The organism is Variovorax sp. P1_H12_2, from assembly GCF_056405335.1.
The window spans coordinates 1-18,737 of the sequence record NZ_JBFUCI010000079.1 but is presented as its reverse complement, the minus strand read 5'-3'; the positions used below and the strand labels follow the sequence as shown (position 1 = coordinate 18,737).

The 18,737-nt window shown below is 68.2% G+C and carries 19 protein-coding genes; 11 read left to right on the top strand and 8 right to left on the bottom strand.

Going from position 1 to position 18,737, the window contains the following annotated elements:
• Nucleotides 1-264: 264 nt before the first annotated feature.
• The 3 genes from phhA to AC1D2K_RS10810 all read right to left on the bottom strand — a co-directional run bounded on the left by phhA (nt 265) and on the right by AC1D2K_RS10810 (nt 4,928).
• Nucleotides 265-1,155, bottom strand: a complete 891-nt coding sequence (phhA, locus tag AC1D2K_RS10820; RefSeq protein ID WP_478088739.1) for a phenylalanine 4-monooxygenase — start codon at nt 1,153-1,155, stop codon at nt 265-267.
• A 325-nt stretch (nt 1,156-1,480) separates the two neighbouring features.
• Nucleotides 1,481-2,170 (bottom strand): two-component system response regulator KdpE, encoded by a 690-nt coding sequence (gene kdpE, locus AC1D2K_RS10815; protein WP_478088737.1) that lies wholly within the window; start codon nt 2,168-2,170, stop codon nt 1,481-1,483.
• A 4-nt stretch (nt 2,171-2,174) separates the two neighbouring features.
• Nucleotides 2,175-4,928 (bottom strand): DUF4118 domain-containing protein, encoded by a 2,754-nt coding sequence (locus AC1D2K_RS10810; RefSeq protein ID WP_478088735.1) that lies wholly within the window; start codon nt 4,926-4,928, stop codon nt 2,175-2,177.
• 214 nt (nt 4,929-5,142) lie between these two features.
• Here AC1D2K_RS10810 and AC1D2K_RS10805 point away from each other — a divergent pair, with 214 nt between their 5' ends.
• Nucleotides 5,143-5,331 carry a DUF2970 domain-containing protein gene (locus AC1D2K_RS10805; protein ID WP_478088733.1) on the top strand — a complete coding sequence of 63 codons (189 nt, stop codon included), beginning with the start codon at nt 5,143-5,145 and terminating at the stop codon, nt 5,329-5,331.
• A gap of 144 nt (nt 5,332-5,475) precedes the next feature.
• Here the strand turns inward: AC1D2K_RS10805 and AC1D2K_RS10800 are convergent, their stop codons facing one another.
• Nucleotides 5,476-6,003, bottom strand: a complete 528-nt coding sequence (locus AC1D2K_RS10800) for an Rrf2 family transcriptional regulator (protein WP_478088731.1) — start codon at nt 6,001-6,003, stop codon at nt 5,476-5,478.
• Between the two features lie 123 nt (nt 6,004-6,126).
• Entirely contained in the window at nt 6,127-6,465 is a 339-nt protein-coding gene (locus tag AC1D2K_RS10795; protein WP_478088729.1) for a hypothetical protein, read from the bottom strand.
• A 397-nt stretch (nt 6,466-6,862) separates the two neighbouring features.
• Between AC1D2K_RS10795 and AC1D2K_RS10790 the strand changes: the two genes are divergently transcribed.
• The 3 genes from AC1D2K_RS10790 (at nt 6,863) to AC1D2K_RS10780 (ending at nt 8,694) form a co-directional block, all read left to right on the top strand.
• Nucleotides 6,863-7,819: a M23 family metallopeptidase gene (locus AC1D2K_RS10790; RefSeq protein ID WP_478088741.1), complete on the top strand. Its 957-nt coding sequence runs from the start codon at nt 6,863-6,865 to the stop codon at nt 7,817-7,819.
• On the top strand, nt 7,812-8,177 hold the full coding sequence (locus AC1D2K_RS10785; RefSeq protein ID WP_478088726.1) for a hypothetical protein: 366 nt from the start codon (nt 7,812-7,814) through the stop codon (nt 8,175-8,177). Before AC1D2K_RS10790 ends, AC1D2K_RS10785 begins: the two co-directional genes overlap by 8 nt.
• A gap of 79 nt (nt 8,178-8,256) precedes the next feature.
• Nucleotides 8,257-8,694: a bactofilin family protein gene (locus AC1D2K_RS10780; protein WP_478088724.1), complete on the top strand. Its 438-nt coding sequence runs from the start codon at nt 8,257-8,259 to the stop codon at nt 8,692-8,694.
• Here AC1D2K_RS10780 and AC1D2K_RS10775 read toward each other — a convergent pair.
• The 3 genes from AC1D2K_RS10775 to AC1D2K_RS10765 all read right to left on the bottom strand — a co-directional run bounded on the left by AC1D2K_RS10775 (nt 8,684) and on the right by AC1D2K_RS10765 (nt 11,224).
• On the bottom strand, nt 8,684-9,091 hold the full coding sequence (locus AC1D2K_RS10775; RefSeq protein WP_478088722.1) for a hypothetical protein: 408 nt from the start codon (nt 9,089-9,091) through the stop codon (nt 8,684-8,686). The genes AC1D2K_RS10780 and AC1D2K_RS10775 overlap by 11 nt on opposite strands.
• Before the next feature lie 133 nt (nt 9,092-9,224).
• Complete coding sequence (locus tag AC1D2K_RS10770) at nt 9,225-10,544, bottom strand: heavy metal sensor histidine kinase (RefSeq protein WP_478088720.1); 1,320 nt, start codon at nt 10,542-10,544, stop codon at nt 9,225-9,227.
• Nucleotides 10,541-11,224, bottom strand: a complete 684-nt coding sequence (locus AC1D2K_RS10765) for a heavy metal response regulator transcription factor (RefSeq protein ID WP_478088718.1) — start codon at nt 11,222-11,224, stop codon at nt 10,541-10,543. Before AC1D2K_RS10765 ends, AC1D2K_RS10770 begins: the two co-directional genes overlap by 4 nt.
• 164 nt (nt 11,225-11,388) lie before the next feature.
• Between AC1D2K_RS10765 and AC1D2K_RS10760 the strand changes: the two genes are divergently transcribed.
• The 7 genes from AC1D2K_RS10760 (at nt 11,389) to katG (ending at nt 18,511) form a co-directional block, all read left to right on the top strand.
• On the top strand, nt 11,389-11,802 hold the full coding sequence (locus AC1D2K_RS10760) for a hypothetical protein (RefSeq protein ID WP_478088717.1): 414 nt from the start codon (nt 11,389-11,391) through the stop codon (nt 11,800-11,802).
• A gap of 119 nt (nt 11,803-11,921) precedes the next feature.
• Complete coding sequence (locus tag AC1D2K_RS10755) at nt 11,922-12,284, top strand: hypothetical protein (protein ID WP_478088716.1); 363 nt, start codon at nt 11,922-11,924, stop codon at nt 12,282-12,284.
• On the top strand, nt 12,281-13,702 hold the full coding sequence (locus AC1D2K_RS10750; protein WP_478088714.1) for a TolC family protein: 1,422 nt from the start codon (nt 12,281-12,283) through the stop codon (nt 13,700-13,702). The genes AC1D2K_RS10755 and AC1D2K_RS10750 overlap by 4 nt, the downstream gene beginning before the upstream one ends.
• Before the next feature lie 40 nt (nt 13,703-13,742).
• A complete protein-coding gene (locus AC1D2K_RS10745; RefSeq protein ID WP_478088713.1) occupies nt 13,743-15,158 on the top strand; it encodes a multicopper oxidase family protein in 1,416 nt (471 codons plus the stop codon).
• A gap of 33 nt (nt 15,159-15,191) precedes the next feature.
• The gene (locus AC1D2K_RS10740) at nt 15,192-15,698 is read left to right on the top strand and encodes a cupredoxin domain-containing protein (RefSeq protein ID WP_478088711.1); all 507 of its coding nucleotides are present in this window, start codon (nt 15,192-15,194) and stop codon (nt 15,696-15,698) included.
• 71 nt (nt 15,699-15,769) lie between these two features.
• Entirely contained in the window at nt 15,770-16,120 is a 351-nt protein-coding gene (locus AC1D2K_RS10735; protein ID WP_478088710.1) for a copper-binding protein, read from the top strand.
• A gap of 207 nt (nt 16,121-16,327) precedes the next feature.
• Nucleotides 16,328-18,511, top strand: coding sequence for a catalase/peroxidase HPI (gene katG, locus AC1D2K_RS10730; RefSeq protein ID WP_478088709.1), 2,184 nt, complete (start codon nt 16,328-16,330; stop codon nt 18,509-18,511).
• Nucleotides 18,512-18,737: the final 226 nt, after the last annotated feature.

The following is an 18,737-nucleotide window of genomic DNA, read 5'->3' as shown; positions in this document are numbered from 1 at the left end:
ATGCGAGGGCGATGGCGGCCGTCGGCAACGCCTGGCGGCCGAGCATGGAGCGGTGGCGCGTTGGCATGGCGTTTCCCTCTCGGAGTCGAGGCGGGACCTGCTGCGCACGGGCAACTGGCCCGTCAATGGATGGGCCGGATAGAGGACAAAAATTCTGGCACCCCCCGAGGGGCCGCGCAATAGACCATTGGGCAAGGCGCCCTCATCCCATTGGACATGGCTCGGCCCTGCGGCAGCAAAGATGCCCGTCAGCCGCTCATCCCGTCACCCGGAGCGTTTGGCGGCGTGGTAGCGGCCGGTCCCGCGAGCAATGACCGTGTCGCCAGGCAGCACGTCGCCAGGTTCGTGCTCGGGCATGTTCGCCACGCGCTGGTAGTGGGGAGCGAAGTCGATGTGTGCCAACTCCAGCAACTTGTCGAGACTGTCCAGGACGAAGTAGGTTTCCTGGAAATCGTCGATGCGATAGCGCGTTCGCATCACGCGTTCCAGGTCGAAGCGCACCCGGTTGGGCGAACTGTCCTCGACGGAGAACACGGTCTCCGTGGCGGACGAGGCGATGCCCGCGCCGTAGATCCGCAGTCCTTCGGGCTGTCGCACCAGGCCGAATTCGACCGTGTACCAGTACACGCGCGCAAGTTGCTCCAGCACGCCGAGTTTCTTGGCGCGCAGCCCGCCTACTCCGTACGCCTGGATGTAGTCGGCGATGGCGGGGTTCATCAGCATGGGGACATGGCCGAACACGTCGTGGAAGACGTCCGGCTCTTCCAGGTAGTCCAGCTGGTCCGGCTGGCGGATGAACCGGCCCGACGGGAAGCGCCGATGGGCCAGGTGCTCGAAGAACACGTCGTCCGGGATGAGCCCTGGCACCGCGACCACCTGCCAGCCGGTGCGCTTCATCAGCGCGACCGAGAGGTCCTCGAAGTTCGGGATCCGGTCGGCGCCGATCGGCAGGTCTTTCATGCCCTGGAGAAACTCGTCGCAGGCGCGCCCGGGGAGGAGCGCGCTCTGGCGCTCGAAGAGCGTCTTCCACACACCGTGCTCCTGCGCGGTGTAGGAAGACCAGCCCTGGTCGATGGTCCAGTCCGGGCGTTCCGGGCGATGCGCCTCGCCAGCGGCAAGGCCATGCCGAGCGGTTTCGTTGAGCTGTCTCAGCATCTTCGGAACTCCTCGGCGGCCTGCCGGTGGTGCGGCCATGGATGGGCTCGTTCGCTCATGCGTGCTCCTTTGCGCTTGCCAGCCGATGCGGCGCTCTTCGCGGTTCGTCCCGCCATGCACCCATGGTAGTGAAATTTCAATTCCCTATGGCGCAACATGAACCGGCGGAGAGGGTGCCTGGCGGGACGAACTTCTTGCTAGGCCGGGGGAGAGGGTGTGGGCGATGGATGAGGCGGAACGTTCGGGGTGTGCGGATGTGGTAGGCAATTTCCATCTGATATACCGCACTTGAGGTTCCGGCGACACCTCCACTCCCCTCCAGATCTCAGGCCACCAGGCGATACCCCACCGCAATTTCTGTGATCAGATGCTGCGGCTGAGCCGGATCGACCTCGAGCTTCTGCCGCAAGTGCCCCATGTAGATGCGCAGATAGTGGCTCTGCTCGCCGTGGGTCGGGCCCCACACTTCACGCAGCAGCTGGCGCTGCGTGAGCACCCGGCCCGCATTCGCCACCAGCACCGACAGCAGCCGGTACTCGGTCGGCGTCAGATGCACCTCCGCGCCCGCGCGCCGCACCAGGCGGGCGCCGCGATCGACCTCGACCTCTCCGAAACGGAACAGCGCCTCGGGCTCGTCGCCGCCCGCGGCTCGCGGCCGGCGCAGGTTGGCGCGCACGCGGGCCAGCAGTTCGCCGGTGCCGAAGGGTTTGGTCAGGTAGTCGTCGGCGCCGGCGTCCAGCGCGGCGATCTTGTCGGCTTCGTCGGTGCGCGCCGAGAGCACGATGATCGGCACGCCCGACCAGCCGCGCACGTCGCGGATCAGGGACACGCCGTCGCCATCGGGCAGACCGAGGTCGAGTACCAGCAAGTCGGGCTGGCGCGTGCCTGCGGCGGCCAGGCCTTCGCGCAGCGTGCCGGCCTCGTGCACCTGCCAGCCCTCCGCTTCGAGCGCCCCGCGAACGAAACGGCGGATCTGAGGCTCGTCCTCGATCACGATGGCAACAGGAGTGGACATGGATTCAGTCTGAAATGGCGATGGGTTCGATCGACGCGGGCGGTTCGCGCCGAGGCAGCGTGACCGTGAATTCTGCCCCGCCGTCCGATGCGTTGGCCGCCGCGATCTCGCCGCCGTGCGCGCTCACCACCGCCTTGCAGATCGCCAGCCCGAGCCCGACGCCCGGCGTGGCGGACTCGGCCTGGCCGCGGGTGAACTTGTCGAACAGCTGCTGCTCGTGGCCCCGCATGGCGTTCGGCAGGCCGGGGCCGTGGTCGCGCACCGTGAGCACCAGGCTCCTCGGCGTGACGCTCGCGCCGACCACGATCGGCGCCGCCCCGTACTTGGCGGCGTTCTCGAGCAGGTTGACCAGCACGCGCTCGATCAGCACCGCGTCGAACTCGACCAGCGGCAGGTCGGGCGGCAGCGAMGTCCGCACCTSCAKGTCCCCGAGTGCGGGCCGCGCYGCRCGRATGGCCGAACCGACCACTTCCTCGACCGACTGCCAGTCGCGCCGCAGRTTCACGGCGCCGCCCGCGATGCCGCTCTCGAGCCGCGCCATGTCCAGCAGGTTGCTGACCAGCGCATGGAGCTGGTGMGCCTGCGCGACGATCGCGCGCGCCACCGCATGCGCCCCGGCTGCGCCYTCGGGCAGTGCGGGCAGCGATTCGGCCAGCGCGATCAACGCCGTCAGCGGCGTGCGCACGTCATGCGAGATCGCGCCCAGCAGCGCATTGCGCAGGCGCTCGGACTCCATCTCGACCACCGCCCGCTGCGCCACCTCGACGTAGTGCACCCGCTCCAGCGCGATGGCGATCTGCCGCGCCAGCGTGTCGAGCTGCTGCGCCTCTTCGGGAATCCGCAGCCAGCGCGCGTGCGCGGGCTCCAGCGCGAGCACGCCGCGCACCCGCATCGGCGCCTTCAGCGGCACGTAGTGCCAGGGCTGCGCTGCCAGCGTGGCGGTGGCGAGTCCGGCCGGCTGCCCYTGGCGGAAGCTCCAGTCGGCCACGCTGGGGTCGAAGCCCGGCGGCGCGGGCGCGGGCATGACCAGCCGGTCGTTGGCGTCCGCCGCCAGCACCACCGCCTTGCCGCCGAAATGGCCCCGCACCGCCGCCGCGCCGAGGGCGGACACCTGCGCGCTTTCGAGCGCAGCCGAGAGTTCGCGCGTGAGCTCGAACAGCGACTGCGCACGCCGCTCGCGGCGGGTCGACACGCCGGCCGCGAAGCGCAGTCCGGCCGTGAGCTGGCCCACCAGCAGGCCGACGCCGAGCATGACCGCGAAGGTCACGAGGTACTGCACGTCGCTCACCGCGAACGACAGGCGCGGCGTGACGAAGAAGAAGTCGAAGGCGGCCACGTTGAGCATCGCGGCGAAGGCCGCCGGGCCGCGGCCGAAACGCAGCGCCACGCCGACCACGCCGAGCAGGAACAGCATCACGATGTTGGTGAGTTCCAGCACGCCCGCCAACGGCGTGGCCACGAGGGTGATCGCGAAGCCGACGGCCGCCGCCCAGGCGTAGCCCGGCCAGCGCACCTGCGGCGGGTCGGACTCTTCGGGCGGCTCGCCGTCGCTCCGCGCGGTGGGACGAAGCTGCGCGAGGTTGCGCGAGCTSTCGGCGCGCGCCACCTCGACGATGTCGATGCCCGGCGCRTGGCGCGCCAGCTCGCGCGTGAGCGCGCGCCGCGGCCACCCGCGCAGCCAACCGCGCGCGGGTTCGGCGCGGCCCACCACCAGCGTCGCGCAATTGAGCCGCTGCGCCTGCGCRGCGAGGGCCTGCGCCACCTCGACGCCGGTCAGCACCGCCGTCTCCGCGCCCAGCGCCTGCGCCAGCTGCAGCACCGCGAGGATSCGRTCGCGCCGGCTCGCACCGAGGCGCTGCAGCCGCGGCGTCTCGACGTAGGCCGCATGCCAGCGCACGTTGAGCTGGCCCGCCAGCCGGGCCGCGGTGCGCACCGTCTGGCCCGCGCCCTCGTGCGGGCCGACGCACACCAGGATCGCGCCCGAGGTGTTCCAGGCCGGCAGCCCCTCGTCGCCGCGCGGGCCGGACTGCTCCACCCGCCAGCCGCGCACGTCGTCCTCCACATGCTCGGCGGTGCGCCGCAGCGCAATCTCGCGCAACGCGATCAGGTTGCCCTTGCGGAAGAAGTGGCGCGCCGCGCGCTCGGCCTGCTGCGGCAGGTAGACCTTGCCGGCCGCCAGCCGTGCCGTCAGTTCGTCGGGCGTGACGTCGACCAGCACCACCTCGTCGGCCTCGTCGAGCACGGTGTCGGGCACGKTCTCGTGCACGCGCACGCCGGTGATCGCGCCGACCGTGCCGTTGAGGCTTTCGAGGTGCTGCACGTTGAGCGCCGACCAGACCTCGATGCCGGCGGCCAGCAGTTCCTGCACGTCCTGCCAGCGCTTGGCGTGGCGCGAGCCCGGGGCGTTGGTGTGGGCGAGCTCGTCGACCAGCAGCACGGCCGGCCGGCGCGCCAGCGCGGCGTCGAGGTCGAACTCCCGCAGCGTACGGCCGCGGTAGGGCAGCTCGCGCAGGGGCAGCGCCTGGAGGCCGGCCAGCAGCGCCGCGGTCTCGCTGCGGCCATGCGTCTCGACCACGCCGATCACCAGGTCGCGCCCGGCCGCGTGCTCGCGCTGCGCCGCGCTGAGCATCGCCCAGGTCTTGCCGACGCCCGCGCTGGCGCCGAAGTAGATGCGCAGCCGGCCGCGCCGCGCGCGCTCGTCCTCCGCGCGCAGTTGCGCGAGCAGGGCATCGGGGTCGGGGCGGGCGGCGGCGTTCATGAAGCGGGCAGGGCGCACAGGGTATCCCATCGCCGGGCGTCGAACCCGAGCGAGAATGCCTGCCCGCTCACGCGCGGCTCGCCGACGCGGCCTCGCAACGACGGCGTCAACGAAGCCCCGGCGCCGCCATCTGCGACGGTCGAATCGGGGCGAACTGATTCTTTACCCGGCAGCGTTTCGGCGTCACATTGGATGGCATTCTCGTGAGGCTGCCATGTCCAATTTTCTTCGCTACCTGCGTGCCGTTCTCTGGGGCCTCATCGGCCTGGGCGGCCGCCGGGCCGACGCCGACGAGCGGGTCGACCAGGCAGGCGCGGTGCCGATGATCGCCATCGCGCTGGTGCTCGTGCTGCTGCTGGTGGTCGGCTTGATCGCGCTCGCGAAGTTCGCCGCCAGAGCTTGAATGGCCCCCACGCTCCCCCACTTCGTGTGGGTCGCTGCCCCCCGAGGGGGCCGCAGGCCGCCTTGGGGCGGCCCGGCGCCGGCCTGAGTCGCCCCCACGCTCCCTCAAGGGGAAGACAGCAGGCGGCTCGCGGCGAAGCGCAGCTCAGCGCTTGGCCAGCAGCGCCCCCATCGCGAACACCGAGTTCGGCGCATTGACCGGCGGTGGCTTCACGCGACCGGGCAGCACCGGCACGCCGGCCTTGCGGGCCACCCTCACGCCCTTGCTGATCTGCTCGTCGACCAGGCTTTGCAGCGTGATCGACTCCAGGAATTCGACCGCGCGGCGATTCACCGAATCCCACAGTTCGTCGGTGGTGCAGCGGTGCACGGCGCCCGGCGCATCGGGGCGCTGAGGGCGTGCCTTCAGCTCGGCCTCGTCGTCGATCGACAGGATGATCTCGGCCACGCTGATGTCCGAGGCCTTTCGGGCGAGCGAATAGCCCCCGCCCGGCCCGCGTGTCGATTCGACCAGCTTTTGGCGTCGCAGCTTGCCGAACAGCTGTTCCAGATAAGACAGCGAAATGCGCTGACGCTGGTGGATGGAGGACAGGTTGACCGGGCCGGTGCGCCCGTTCAGTGCCACGTCGATCATGGCGGTGACTGCGAAGCGGCCTTTGGTGGTGAGACGCATCGATGATTCTTTCTTGTGATCAGGGGCGGCCAAGCGCCGCCCGAGGGAGTCGCAGCGTGACGTGCGAAACGTCGTGCTGCAGGGTGCTGGCAACGGGGGGCAGGGCCCCCGCGTGCAGCGGGCCTAGAGCGTGAAGGCCTGGCCGCGGGGTGGCCGCTTGGGATGCTCGAGAAAGGGCGATGCCCTGAGCGTCGATGGCGGTTGCGGCGCCAACTGCGACACGGCCAGCGGGACGAACGGGCTCGGGCCGCCGATCAGGATTTCGCTGCAGTCGTGACGCTGTTCGTCGTGGCCGGGGGTTTCGTCCCCGGTGTCGGCCGGTGCGCCCGCGGCCGCCATCAGATCCTGCGCCTGCGCAGAGCCGTGCTGAGGCATGCCCGATGCGCTCTGGGCGGCGGCGGTGGCGAAGCCGAAGCAACACAGCACGAGCGCAATAACAGCAGTGACGAGCCAGCGGAGCATGAAGATCCTATTTTAACTGCCTCCGAACTCGGAGGCCCTTCAGTCCGCCTACGCCCAATCACCCCGGGAAGTCGGATGCAAGTCCGATGCTTTCAGATCTTTCCCATATGACGCATCGAGGCCAGCAGAGACAATGGCCAACGTCAAGCAACTTCAGCGCCTGTGCGTTCGGAATCCTGCCCCCCCAAGGATTGTCCCGTCGGCCAAGTGCTTGAGTCTTGAGTCGCCGGAATGCGCATGGAAGTGGCGCAACCGGACCTCTTAAGCGTGGCCGAAGCGGCTGCGCGCCTCGTTCTCCACTCAGAGATCAAGAGCCTTCGCGCCCCCGCGCACGACCACCTCCGTGGTCGAGTCGCGCGTGGCGCTGCGATGGCCCCGGATCTTCGAAATTGTCTCCATGCGAATACGCCCCCTATTCTTGTTCGGCACAGGCCGTCATCTCAGCAACGGATCGATCCGTTTCGTCACGCGTCGTGCGGCAGTGACGATCGCCCTCGCTGCTGCAGCGGCGGCTTCGGCCGCCGCGCTCGCACTGGGTGCCGCCGTCGGAGCGCATTGGGCCGAGCGCGAAGCGGCGGGCAATCAGGCCGCGCATGGCGCCGCGCGCGCCTATGTGGTGGACGAACTGGGCAAGCTGAACGCATCGGTCGCACAGATGGAGCCGCGGCTTTCCCGTCTGGCTGCGCATGTCGGCGAACTGCGCGGACTTCAATCACGTCTCAAGTCGCCGAAGGCGTCGCTCCGCCCGTCGAACACCTCCGCAGACCATGCCGCGCACGATGGCGAAGGCGGTCCGGCCTTGCCGCCGCGGCCTTGCGCCGACGCGACGGCAGCGCCCGCTCAGGCCGAAGTCGGCCGTATGCGCCGCCAAGTCGAGTGCATTGCCGACGCGCTGGTTCGGCTCGAACAGGAGGCCGTCACGCACACGGTCGCCTGGGCCGCGCTTCCGGGGCGCTCGCCGGTCGATGGCGCCCACTTTGGCTCGCCCTTCGGGAATCGAATCGATCCCTTCGACCGTCGCCTGAGCTTTCATTCGGGCATCGATCTCGCCGCCCTGACTGGGACGCCGATTCTCGCCACGGCCGGCGGCCGCGTGAGTTTCTCCGGACAGAAACCCGGCTACGGCAATGTGGTCGAGATCGATCATGGCAACCGGCTGGTCACCCGTTACGCGCACGCATCGCGCCTGGTCGCGCGCGAGGGCGATCTGGTGATGCCGCGACAGCACATCGCCGACGTCGGATCGACCGGCCGCTCGACCGGACCGCACCTGCATTTCGAGGTGCTGGAGAACGGCGAGCCCATCGATCCGGCCAACTACCTGACACTGTTCGCTGCAAATTCCAATGGCTGATCCGCGCGGTTTTCGCGCTTCGAGCCGCCTCGCCACGCGAGCCTATGCGCTGCGGCCCGTTCGATCCATTGCCGCCAGGGTAGGGACGTGGGCCACCGTGTGCGCGGCATGCCTCGCGGCCGGCGCGGCGGTGTCGAAGTGGCACGGGCAGCGCGAAGCAGCGCCGATCGGACCGTGTGTTGCGACGCCCTCCGAAGAGCTCGTTCAGGCGGAACTGGCGCGCACTCGGCTGGCGCTGGCGCAGGAAGAGGCCGCGCGCGCCGCCATGCAGAAAGCCGCCGATGAGTCCGCTGCGGAAGTCAGCCGGCTTGGCACGGAACTCCGCTTTTTGCGCGGGCAACGCGCGACGCGACCTTGAGTCGTCGATCCCGCGCTGGCGGCCCGCCAGGAGCGATGCGGCATCCCATTCCATTCCATTCCTCAATCAGAAATCGTCCATGTTCGGCAAGAAGAAATCGGCGGGAATCCGTCAAGCGAAGTTCGCGACCCTGGTCGCGCACGATGTGCGCCTCATCGGCAACCTTGAATTCAGCGAGGGCCTGCGCTTGGATGGCCACGTGCAGGGCAACATCAGCGGAAAGACCGGCAGCCAGACACTGCCCGTGCTGAGCAACCGAGGCTCGATCACCGGCAACGTGCATGGTTACGACGTGGTCGTCAACGGAACGATCGTCGGCGACGTGTTCGCCGACCACTTCGTCGAACTGCAGGCGAATGCACATGTCACCGGCAACATCGACTACCAGCAGTTGCGGATGGATTGCGGCGCGACCGTGGACGGCAAGCTGACGAAGCGCGACATCGACTCGCCCCCCTCCGCCGCCGCCGGTGAGGCCGCCGAATCGGCGACATCGCCGCGTTCCCCTATCGCGTGATGCGGTCGGCGCGCGCGCCGACCTCCGCACCGCTGCGCAGGCGCGCGTACTCGGCGGCGGCTTGCCTGGACGCGGGCGTGGACATGTCGGCGCCGGCTTCGCCGTTCTGTGCGGCGGCCAGTCCCGAACGCATCCAGATCAGGGTGTCGGCCTGGACCATCGCCCGGCTGTTGGCGGAGACGCTCACCGCGGCGCGCGGGTGGCCCTCGGGATACCCTCGGTCCGGTGCGTTCTGCAGCCAGCCCCGGGTGTCGGCCGCCACGGCATCGCGGTTCGTGGCGGAGGTCAGCGGCGCGGGCCGGGGATCGCCCTCCGCATAGTTGCCGGCCGAGGCGGGACCTGCGATCGCGCCGAGCAGGAGGGTCAGCAGCAGGGAGTGCTTGCGGGAGATGTTCATCTTCGATCCTTTGACAAATAGAGTGGCGTTGTGGCCGGCCGAGACAAGCACCAGAAGCTTGTCGCTTTCGGTTCACCCACTCTAGGTTGCGGATCCGCGGATTCCCGTACAGCCAGATGACAGTCGCGTCATGTCAGCCTTCGCGCATCGCCACGGAGAAACCGATCTCGGTCACCCCCGATCGCGACGTGGCCCGCGTCTGACCGCCGTGCATCCGCGCGATTGCCGCCACGATGGCGAGGCCGAGCCCATGGTGCTCGGACGAGTCGGTGCGAGACCGCTCCGCCCGGAAGAAGCGCTTGAAAAGATGGGGCAACTCATCGGCCGCGACCGGCTGCCCCCGGTTGGCAACCCTGACCCAGACGCTGCCCGGCTGCGCTTCGATCGCCACCGCGATCGTGGAGCCGGGCGTCGCATACCGGCTGGCATTGCTCAGCAGGTTCGAGAGCGCCCGGCGCACCAGCCCGGTGTCGATGCCGACCTGCGCGTCGCCGGCCACATGCACGCGCAGTCCCGCGACTTCGAGCGTGGCCTCGTGAAAATCCAGCACGGTGCGCACCTGTTCGGCGAGACTGACCGGCGCCAGGCGGCGCGCGACGGCGCCCCGGTCCGCCTGGGTGAGGAAGAGCATGTCGGTCACGATCGTGGAGACGCGCCGCGCCTCTTCCAGTGCCGACAGCAGCGCTTCCCGCAGTTCGTCGGCCGATCTCGGCCGGGCCAGCTCGACCTCCACCATCCCGATCAGATTGGCCAGAGGCGTGCGCAGTTCGTGCGCCACATCGGCGTTGAACGCTTCGAGTTGCTGATAGGCTTGTTCGGCCCGATCGAGCACCGCGTTGAACTGCGCCACCCAGGGCGCGATTTCCGAGGCGTAGGGCGATGGATCGATGCGCCGGCCCGGATGTGCGGGGCCGGTGGCCGCCGTCTGTTCCACCAGGCTCTTCAAGGGCTTCAGCCCCCGGCGCACCAGCATCGCGCCGGTCGAGGCGATGAGCATGGAACCGAGGACGACCGCGCCCAGCAAGGTCCAGGCGAGCCGGGCCAGCAACCGGGCGTCGTCCTGGACATCGATGCCCAGTCGCAGATGCATGACGGCATCGCCGGACTGGATCTTCTGCTCGTCGGCGGGCATCCACAGCCAGCGCGCCGAGGCGCGGCTGGGCGTGGTCGCGTAGACGATCTCGCTGCCTTGGCGCAGCACGAGGCTGATCTCCGAGTGCGTCAGAAAGAAGTCGTCCAGCTTGTGACGCAGGCCGTCCCGGCCCGTCTCGCTGCGAGACTCCTCGATCAGATGCCGGATCAGTTCGGACTGCCGTTCGAACTCGCTGGCCTGCTTCAACTGGAAGCTCCAGGCGGTCACGGCGTAGATCGCGGCACAGACCAGGCTCAATCCGAGCAGTGCCTGGACCGCGAACCAGCGCGACAGCGCCGCCTGAATGGAGCTCGCATTCACGGCAAGCCGCCTTGCCGGCTCTCCAGCACGTACCCCATGCCGCGCACCGTGTGCAGCAGCTTCTCGTCGAAGGGATCATCGATCTTGCCGCGCAGCCGCCGGATGGCGACTTCCACCAGATTGGTGTCGCTGTCGAAGTTCATGTCCCACACCTGCTCGGCCAGTTGCGTGCGGGACAGCACATGGCCCTGGCGGCGCATCAGCAGGGTCAGCAACGCGAACTCCTTGGCGGTCAGATCGAGACGTTGCCCGTGGCGCGAAGCCTTGCGCGAGAGCACGTCGAGGCTCAGGTCCTTGAGCACGTAGCTCGACATCTCGTGCAGCTTTCCACGCCGCAGGAGTGCCTGGATTCGGGCGAGCAATTCCGAGAAAGCGAAGGGCTTCGCGAGGTAGTCGTCCGCGCCGCTTTGCAGTCCGCGCACCCGGTCGGCCACCTCGTCGCGAGCCGTCAGCATCAGGACCGGCATCGACTTGGACTTGCGCACGGCATCCAGCACCGCGAAGCCGTCGATGCCCGGGAGCATCACGTCCAGTACCAGCAGGTGGTAGTCGCCGTCGAGCGCCAGGTTGCGCCCCTCGGTGCCGGTGCGCGCCAGATCGACCGTGAAGCCGCTTTCGGAGAGTCCCTTGACGAGGTAGTCGCCCAGCTTGTGTTCGTCTTCGATGACCAGGATTCGCATCGCCGGATGTTACGGCGCACGCATGGTCACAAGGATTACTTCTTTGTAATCCGGCAGTCCGGCGAATGCCGGACTGGCTTCCTAGAGTGCCGGCATGCACAAGTCACCCGACGACCACGGCTTCTCGACCGGCCCCAGGCACCGAAGCAATTAGAATGCGCGGCATGCACCGGGTTCGCCTGCTCGTCCTTTGGATCATGATGATCGCCGTGCCCTTCCAGGGGTACGCGGCGGCAGCCATGCTCTACTGCGGGCCGGGGCATGCCGGTGCGACGGCCGCGGTGTCCGCCGAGCCTTCCGTGGCGCACGACCATGCCCAGCACCCGCACGGTGACGGCCATGGCCACCCGCACCAGGAAGCCAAGCCGCCCGCGAACGACGACGGCGGCCAGAGCGTCAGCGCGGCGCAAGACACCCAGCACAAGTGCAGCACCTGCGGCGCGTGCCATGCCACCGCGCTGACCAGCACCCTGCAGCTGGCCGTGTTCCACGACCTGCCCCACGCCGATCTGGCGGAGCCGGCCGTCACCATGGCCACGCTCGCGCCGCGCGTTCTCGACAAGCCTCCTCGCGCCTAGCGCGTTCGCTCGCCTGTGGCCCTGGTGTCACGGGCCGGCGCGAACGCTCATGCATCGCCTGCGTCCTGCCCATTCCGGGTGGCTCCGACGCACACCGTTCATGCACTTGCGAGGACTCCATGTTCCCTTCATCGCCGGCCCGTTGGCTGGCCGTATTACCCGTCATGGCGGCGCTGGCCGCCATGGCGCAACCCGCGCCCGCGCCTTCCGGCACGGCCCCCAGCGCGGCGCCACCGACCCTGAGCTACAAGTCCGCGTTCGAGGGCTACCAGTCCTTCGCCGATGAAAAACCCATCCCCTGGAAGAAGGCCAACGACACCGTCCAGCGCCGCGGCGGGTGGCAGGCCTATGCCAAGGAAGCGTCGAACGACACCCGCCCCGCCGAGACCGGATCGCCCCAGGGTGCGGCCGCCGCGCAGCCGGGCCACGCGATGCCGATGCACGGCACGCCGGCAGCGCCGGTGAAAAAGGACCCGCCATGATGCGCGCCTTGCGCTTGACGACCGTCGCTGCCGCGGTCGTCTTCCTTGCCGGCTGCGCCTCGGTGAGCATCGACGACGCCTTGCAGGAAACCAACGCCCGTGCCCAACCCTTCACCCAGGGCAAGCTGGAACTCAGCCGCACCCAGGAGCAGCGTGACCGCCGCTCGGCGCTGACGCAGGAACTGCTGTCCCGGCCGCTGTCGCAGAACGATGCGGTCCAGGTCGCGCTGGCCAACAGTCCGGCGGTCCAGGCCCTGGTCGCCCGGAGCTGGGCCGACATCGCCGCAGCCAACCAGACGGGCCGGATGCCCAACCCGATCTTCACGTTCGAGCGCATGACGCTGAACAGCGAACTCGAACTGGGCCGTCTGCTGTCCTTCGGACTCCTGGATCTCATCCTGCTGCCGCGGCGGCTGACGATTTCCAAGAGCCAGGCGAACCAGGCCAAGGTCCAGCTCACCGCCACCGTGGTCGACCAGGTCACGCAGGTCAAGCAGGCCTGGGTCCGCGCCGTCGCCGCGCAGCAGATGCGCCAGTACGCCGAACAGGTCCATCGGTCGGCCCAGGCCAGTGCCGAGCTCGCGCGCCGGATGCAGCTGGTCGGCAACTTCAGCAAGCTCCAGCGCGCACGCCAGCAGGTCTTCTATGCCGACGCCACCACCCAGCTTGCCGCGGCGCAACACGCCGCCATCGCGACGCGCGAAGAGCTGGTTCGTGCCTTGGGGCTGGACGATGCCCAGGCCGCCGGGCTCGTCTTGCCCGAGCGGCTTCCCGACCTGCCGAAAGCGCCGCGCGAGGCGAAGGAAGTCGCGGCCACCGCGACCGAGCAGCGCCTCGACGTTCAGGTCGCTCGCGCCCAGCTCGACGTCGCGGGCCAGTCGCAAGGGATCAACTTGCTGTCGACCTTCACCGACGTCGAGCTCAGCGGCCGCCACGACACCGTGTTCGACAACGCGGAAGGCACGAAGAGCACCCGGCGCGGCTACGAGCTCGACATCCGGCTGCCCCTGATCGACTGGGGAACGGCACAGCGCGATGCGCTGAATGCACAGTCCCTGGCCGCCGCCAACCGCTACGACGCCACCGTGCGCGGCGCGTCCTCGCAACTGCGCGAGGGCTACTCGGCCTACCGCACCGCCTACGACATCGCCCGGCATTACCGCGACGAGATCGTGCCGCTGCGCCAGGCCATGGCCGACGAGAACGTCCTTCGCTACAACGGCATGCTGATCGGCGTCTTCGAGCTGCTGGCCGAAGCGCGCGACCAGGTCACGAGCGTGATCAACGCCATCAACGCCCAGCAGCAGTTCTGGCTCGCGGACGCCGCCCTGGCCGCCTCGGTCATCGGCAAGCCGACCGCCGCCGGGGCACCCATGGCCGGCGCCGGGGCTGCCTCCGCCTCCGGCGCCGCGCATTGAGCGCGACCCGAACCCGACGACACATCGATCGATGAACGACATGACAAACAGACGCAGTTTCCTAGGCGGTGCGGGCGCCATCACGGGCGCCATCGCGGCCGCGAGCGTCGGCAAGGTGGCCATGGCCGCCTTGCCCGAGCCCGTGCTCCAGACGACGCCCGACACCATGCCGCCGCTCGCGCCCCCGAGCGGACGGCCGTACAACCCGGTGGTCACGCTCAACGGCTGGACCTTGCCCTGGCGCATGAACAACGGCGTCAAGGAGTTCCACCTGGTGGCCGAGCCCGTGGTGCGCGAAATGGCGCCCGGCTTCAAGGCCAACCTGTGGGGCTACAACGGCCAGTCGCCGGGCCCGACCATCGAAGTCGTGGAAGGCGACCGGGTCCGGGTCTTCGTGACCAACAAGCTGCCCGAGCACACCAGCATCCACTGGCACGGGCAGCGTTTGCCCAACGGCATGGACGGCGTCACGGGCCTGACCCAGCCGGCCATCCGGCCAGGCAAGACCTTCGTCTACGAATTCGTGGCGCGCCGCCCGGGCACCTTCATGTACCACCCGCATGCGGACGAGATGGTGCAGATGGCGATGGGGATGATGGGCTTCTGGGTGACGCATCCGAAGGGCGAACACCCGCTGATCGACAAGGTCGACCGCGACTTCGTGTTCCTGCTCAATGCCTACGACGTGGAGCCCGGCAGCGCCACGCCCAAGATCATGACGATGCTGGACTTCAACCTCTGGTCCTGGAACAGCCGGATCTTCCCCGGCATCGACTCGCTCAACGTCCGGCTCAACGACAAGGTGCGCATCCGGATCGGCAACCTGACGATGACGAATCACCCGATGCACCTCCACGGGCACGAGTTCCTGGTCACCGGAACGGACGGCGGGCCCACGCCGAAGAGCACCCGCATGTACGAAGTCACGACCGATGTGGCGGTCGGCCAGATGCGGCAGATCGAGTTCCTGGCCGACGAGGAGGGCGACTGGGCCTTCCACTGCCACAAGAGCCATCACACCATGAACGCCATGGGCCACGACGTTCCCACCCTGATCGGCGTCGACCACAAGGACATCACCCGGCAGATCGCGGACCTGGTGCCCGACTACATGGTGATGGGCGAGCGCGGCATGGCGGACATGGCCGAGATGGAGATGCCGATCCCCGACAACACCGCGCGAATGATGACGGGCGAAGGCCCGTTCGGCTCGGTCGAGATGGGCGGCATGTTCAGCGTCCTGAAGGTACGCAAGGGCCAGAAGCCCGGCGACTACAGCAACCCCGGCTGGTTCAAGCATCCGAAGGGCACGGTCGCCTACGAACTGGGCAGCCCACCGCCCGAGGCGCCGCGGCAACGCGGCGCCGGCGCGGCTGCGATGCCCGCCAACAACATGCCCGCCAAGAACATCGAAGTCCAGATTCGCAAGCCTGCCGGCGGCCACTCCGGCCACTGATTCCTATCCTCCCTCCTCACAAGAAATGAACCTATGAAGCCATCACTGCGCAACACCTCCCTCGCCGCGCTGCTCGCCTTGGCTGCCGTGGCCGCTTCGGCGTCGGGCACCCATGCCGGCGGCCATGGCCATGACGCCGACCAGGCGATCGGCAAGCCCGGCGTGGCCGCCAAGGCCACCCGCACGATCCATGTCGACATGACGGACGCCATGCGTTTCACGCCTGCCGACATCACCGTCAAGCAGGGCGAGACGGTGCGCTTCGTCATCAGGAACTCCGGCGTTCTGAAGCACGAATTCGTCCTCGGCACCGAGCAGGAACTCAAGGAACACTACGAAGCCATGAAGAAGAACCCGGAGATGGAGCACGCCGATCCGAACATGGTGACCCTCGCGGCAGGCAAGACCGGCGAGGTGGTGTGGCAGTTCACCAAGGCCGGCAAGGTCGACTTCGGGTGCCTGCAGCCGGGCCACTACGACATGGGCATGAAGGGCGTCGTGAGCGTCGCCAGATCGGCCGGCAAGGCCGAGCGAAAGTGAGTCGCGCCCTCCATCCGCCGGACATCCGGTCCGGCTCTCTCCCACCTTCCAATCCACTTCAGGGGCATCCCATGATCCATATTCGCATCGCCTTCACGGCATTCGTTGCAGCACTCACGGTCGCCGGGGCGGCCAGCGCCCAGTCCGGCACGCCCGTTCAGGCCGCCGCCGGCGCGGCCGCCGAGTCCGGCGACGCATCGGAACTCTCCGAAGGCGAGATTCGCAAGATCGACAAGGCCGGCAAGAAGCTCACGATCAAGCACGGCACGCTCAAGAACCTCGACATGCCGGGCATGACCATGGTTTTCCACGTGACCGACGAGACCCTGCTCGACAAGGCCCAGGTCGGCGAGAAGGTCCGGTTCCGGGCCGAGAGGGTCGAAGGCAAGTTCACCGTGATCCGGATCGAAGCGGCGCACTAGGGGTCTGTGAACACAGGAATCCCCCTGCGCCGGGGCGACAAGGGGTGCGGGGTTGGGCGCGGGTCGCAGCCCGGGGTTACAACCCGTTGTTGCGACCACGGTCCGTCAACGTGACAATCCTATGAGCGTCATAGGCAAAGCCTTTTCCCTGTTCGTCCGTGCGGCATCCAGAATGCAGAGATCTCGTCAAAAAACCGGAGATTCACCATGAGCCAGACACAAGCGGAAGCCCAGTGCCCCTTCCACCATGCGGTGACCCGCGGCCCTGTCAATCGTGACTGGTGGCCCAACCAGTTGCGGGTGGACTTGCTAAACCAGCATTCCTCCAAGTCCGATCCGATGGGCGAGGACTTCGACTACACGAAGGAGTTCAAGAGCCTCGACTACGAGGCGCTGAAGAAGGATCTGCGTGCGCTGATGACGGACTCGCAGGACTGGTGGCCGGCGGACTTCGGCCACTACGGCCCTCTGTTCATCCGTATGGCCTGGCACAGCGCCGGTACCTATCGGACCGGCGACGGGCGTGGCGGCGGCGGCCGGGGCCAGCAGYGCTTTGCGCCGCTCAACAGCTGGCCCGACAACGTCAACCTCGACAAGGCGCGCCGACTGCTGTGGCCGATCAAGCAGAAGTACGGCCGCAAGATCTCCTGGGCCGACCTGATGATCCTGTCCGGCAACGTGGCCCTGGAATCGATGGGCTTCAAGACCTTCGGCTTCGGCGGCGGCCGCCCGGACACCTGGGAGCCCGACCAGGACGTCTACTGGGGCAAAGAGACGACGTGGCTGGAGGACAAGCGCTACACCGGCGACCGCGACCTGGAAAACCCGCTCGCCGCGGTGCAAATGGGCCTGATCTACGTCAACCCGGAAGGCCCGAACGGCAACGCGGACCCGGTCTCGGCGGCCAGGGACATCCGCGAAACCTTCGCCCGCATGGCGATGAACGACGAGGAAACCGTCGCCCTGATCGCCGGCGGCCACACCTTCGGCAAGACCCACGGCGCCGGCCCGGCAGACCTCGTCGGCTCGGCCCCGGAAGCGGCCGATCTGGAGGAGATGGGCATGGGCTGGAAGAGCACCTACGCCAGCGGCATCGCCGGCGATGCGATCGGCAGCGGCCTGGAAGTCACGTGGTCGCAGACGCCGACGCAGTGGAGCAACCACTTCTTCGAGAACCTGTTCAAGTTCGAGTGGGAACCGGTCAAGAGCCCGGCCGGCGCCGGACAGTGGCAGGCCAAGGGCGCTGCGGCGGACATTCCGGATGCCCACGACAAGTCGAAGAAGCGCGTGCCCACCATGCTGACCACCGATCTTTCACTGCGCTTGGACCCTGCCTACGAAAAGATCTCGCGGCGCTTCCTCGAGCACCCCGAGCAGCTTGCCGACGCGTTTGCGCGTGCCTGGTTCAAGCTGACGCATCGCGACATGGGCCCGCGCTCGCGCTACCTCGGCCCGGAAGTGCCCGCCGAAGCGCTGATCTGGCAAGACCCGATTCCGAAGGTCGACCATCCCCTGGTCGACGACAAGGACATCGCGGCGCTCAAGACCAAGGTGCTGGCCTCGGGCCTGTCGGTGTCCGACCTGGTGCTGACCGCCTGGGCCTCGGCCTCCACCTTCCGCGGCTCCGACATGCGGGGCGGCTCCGACGGCGGCCGCATCCGCCTCGCGCCTCAAAAGGACTGGGAAGTCAACGAGCCGACCAGGCTGGCCAAGGTGCTCAAGACGCTGGAAGGAATCCAGGGCGAGTTCAACAAGGCGCAATCGGGCGGCAAGAAGGTGTCGCTGGCCGACCTGATCGTCCTGGCCGGCTGCGCCGGCGTCGAGCAGGGGGCCAAGAACGCCGGTCACAAGGTGACGGTGCCCTTCACCCCGGGCCGCATGGACGCGACGCAGGAGCAGACCGATGTGCAGGCCATGGCGGTGCTCGAGCCGGTGGCCGACGGCTTCCGCAACTACCTCAAGAAGGACTTCAACGTTCCCGCCGATGCGCTGCTGATCGACAAGGCGCAGCTGCTCACCCTGACCGCGCCCCAGATGACGGTGCTGGTGGGCGGCATGCGCGCGCTGGGCGCCAACGTCGGTGCCACCAAGCACGGCATCTTCGGCCAGAAGGAGCACGCGCTGACCAACGAGTTCTTCGTGCGCCTGCTCGACCTGAACACGACCTGGAAGGCCGTGCCCGGCGAGAACAACCTGTACGAGGGCGTTGAACGCAAGACGGGCGAGCCCAAGGGCAGCGCGACGCGCGTGGACCTGGCCATCGGCTCCAATTCAGTGCTGCGCGCGCTGGCCGAGGTCTACGGCAGTTCGGACGCAAAGGAGAAGTTCGTGAAGGACTTCGTCGCGGCATGGACCAAGGTGATGAACCTTGGCCGCTTCGACATCGGTTAGACAATCCTCGCGGTTGCCGATTCGCCAACCGGATCTTTCAGGAGGCCAACGAACGTTGGCCTCCTCAAGCGCAGCCACAAGCCGCCGTTCGAGGCCGGCGCCTGGTTCGGGCGCTGTCCGGCGATGAAAGCACGCCTTCATCTTTGCCCTCCTCCCGAGGGGGTGCAGTGCTACGCTATGCAGACAAGCGTGCGGGAGACAACGATGACGGCCAGCTACGTGGAAA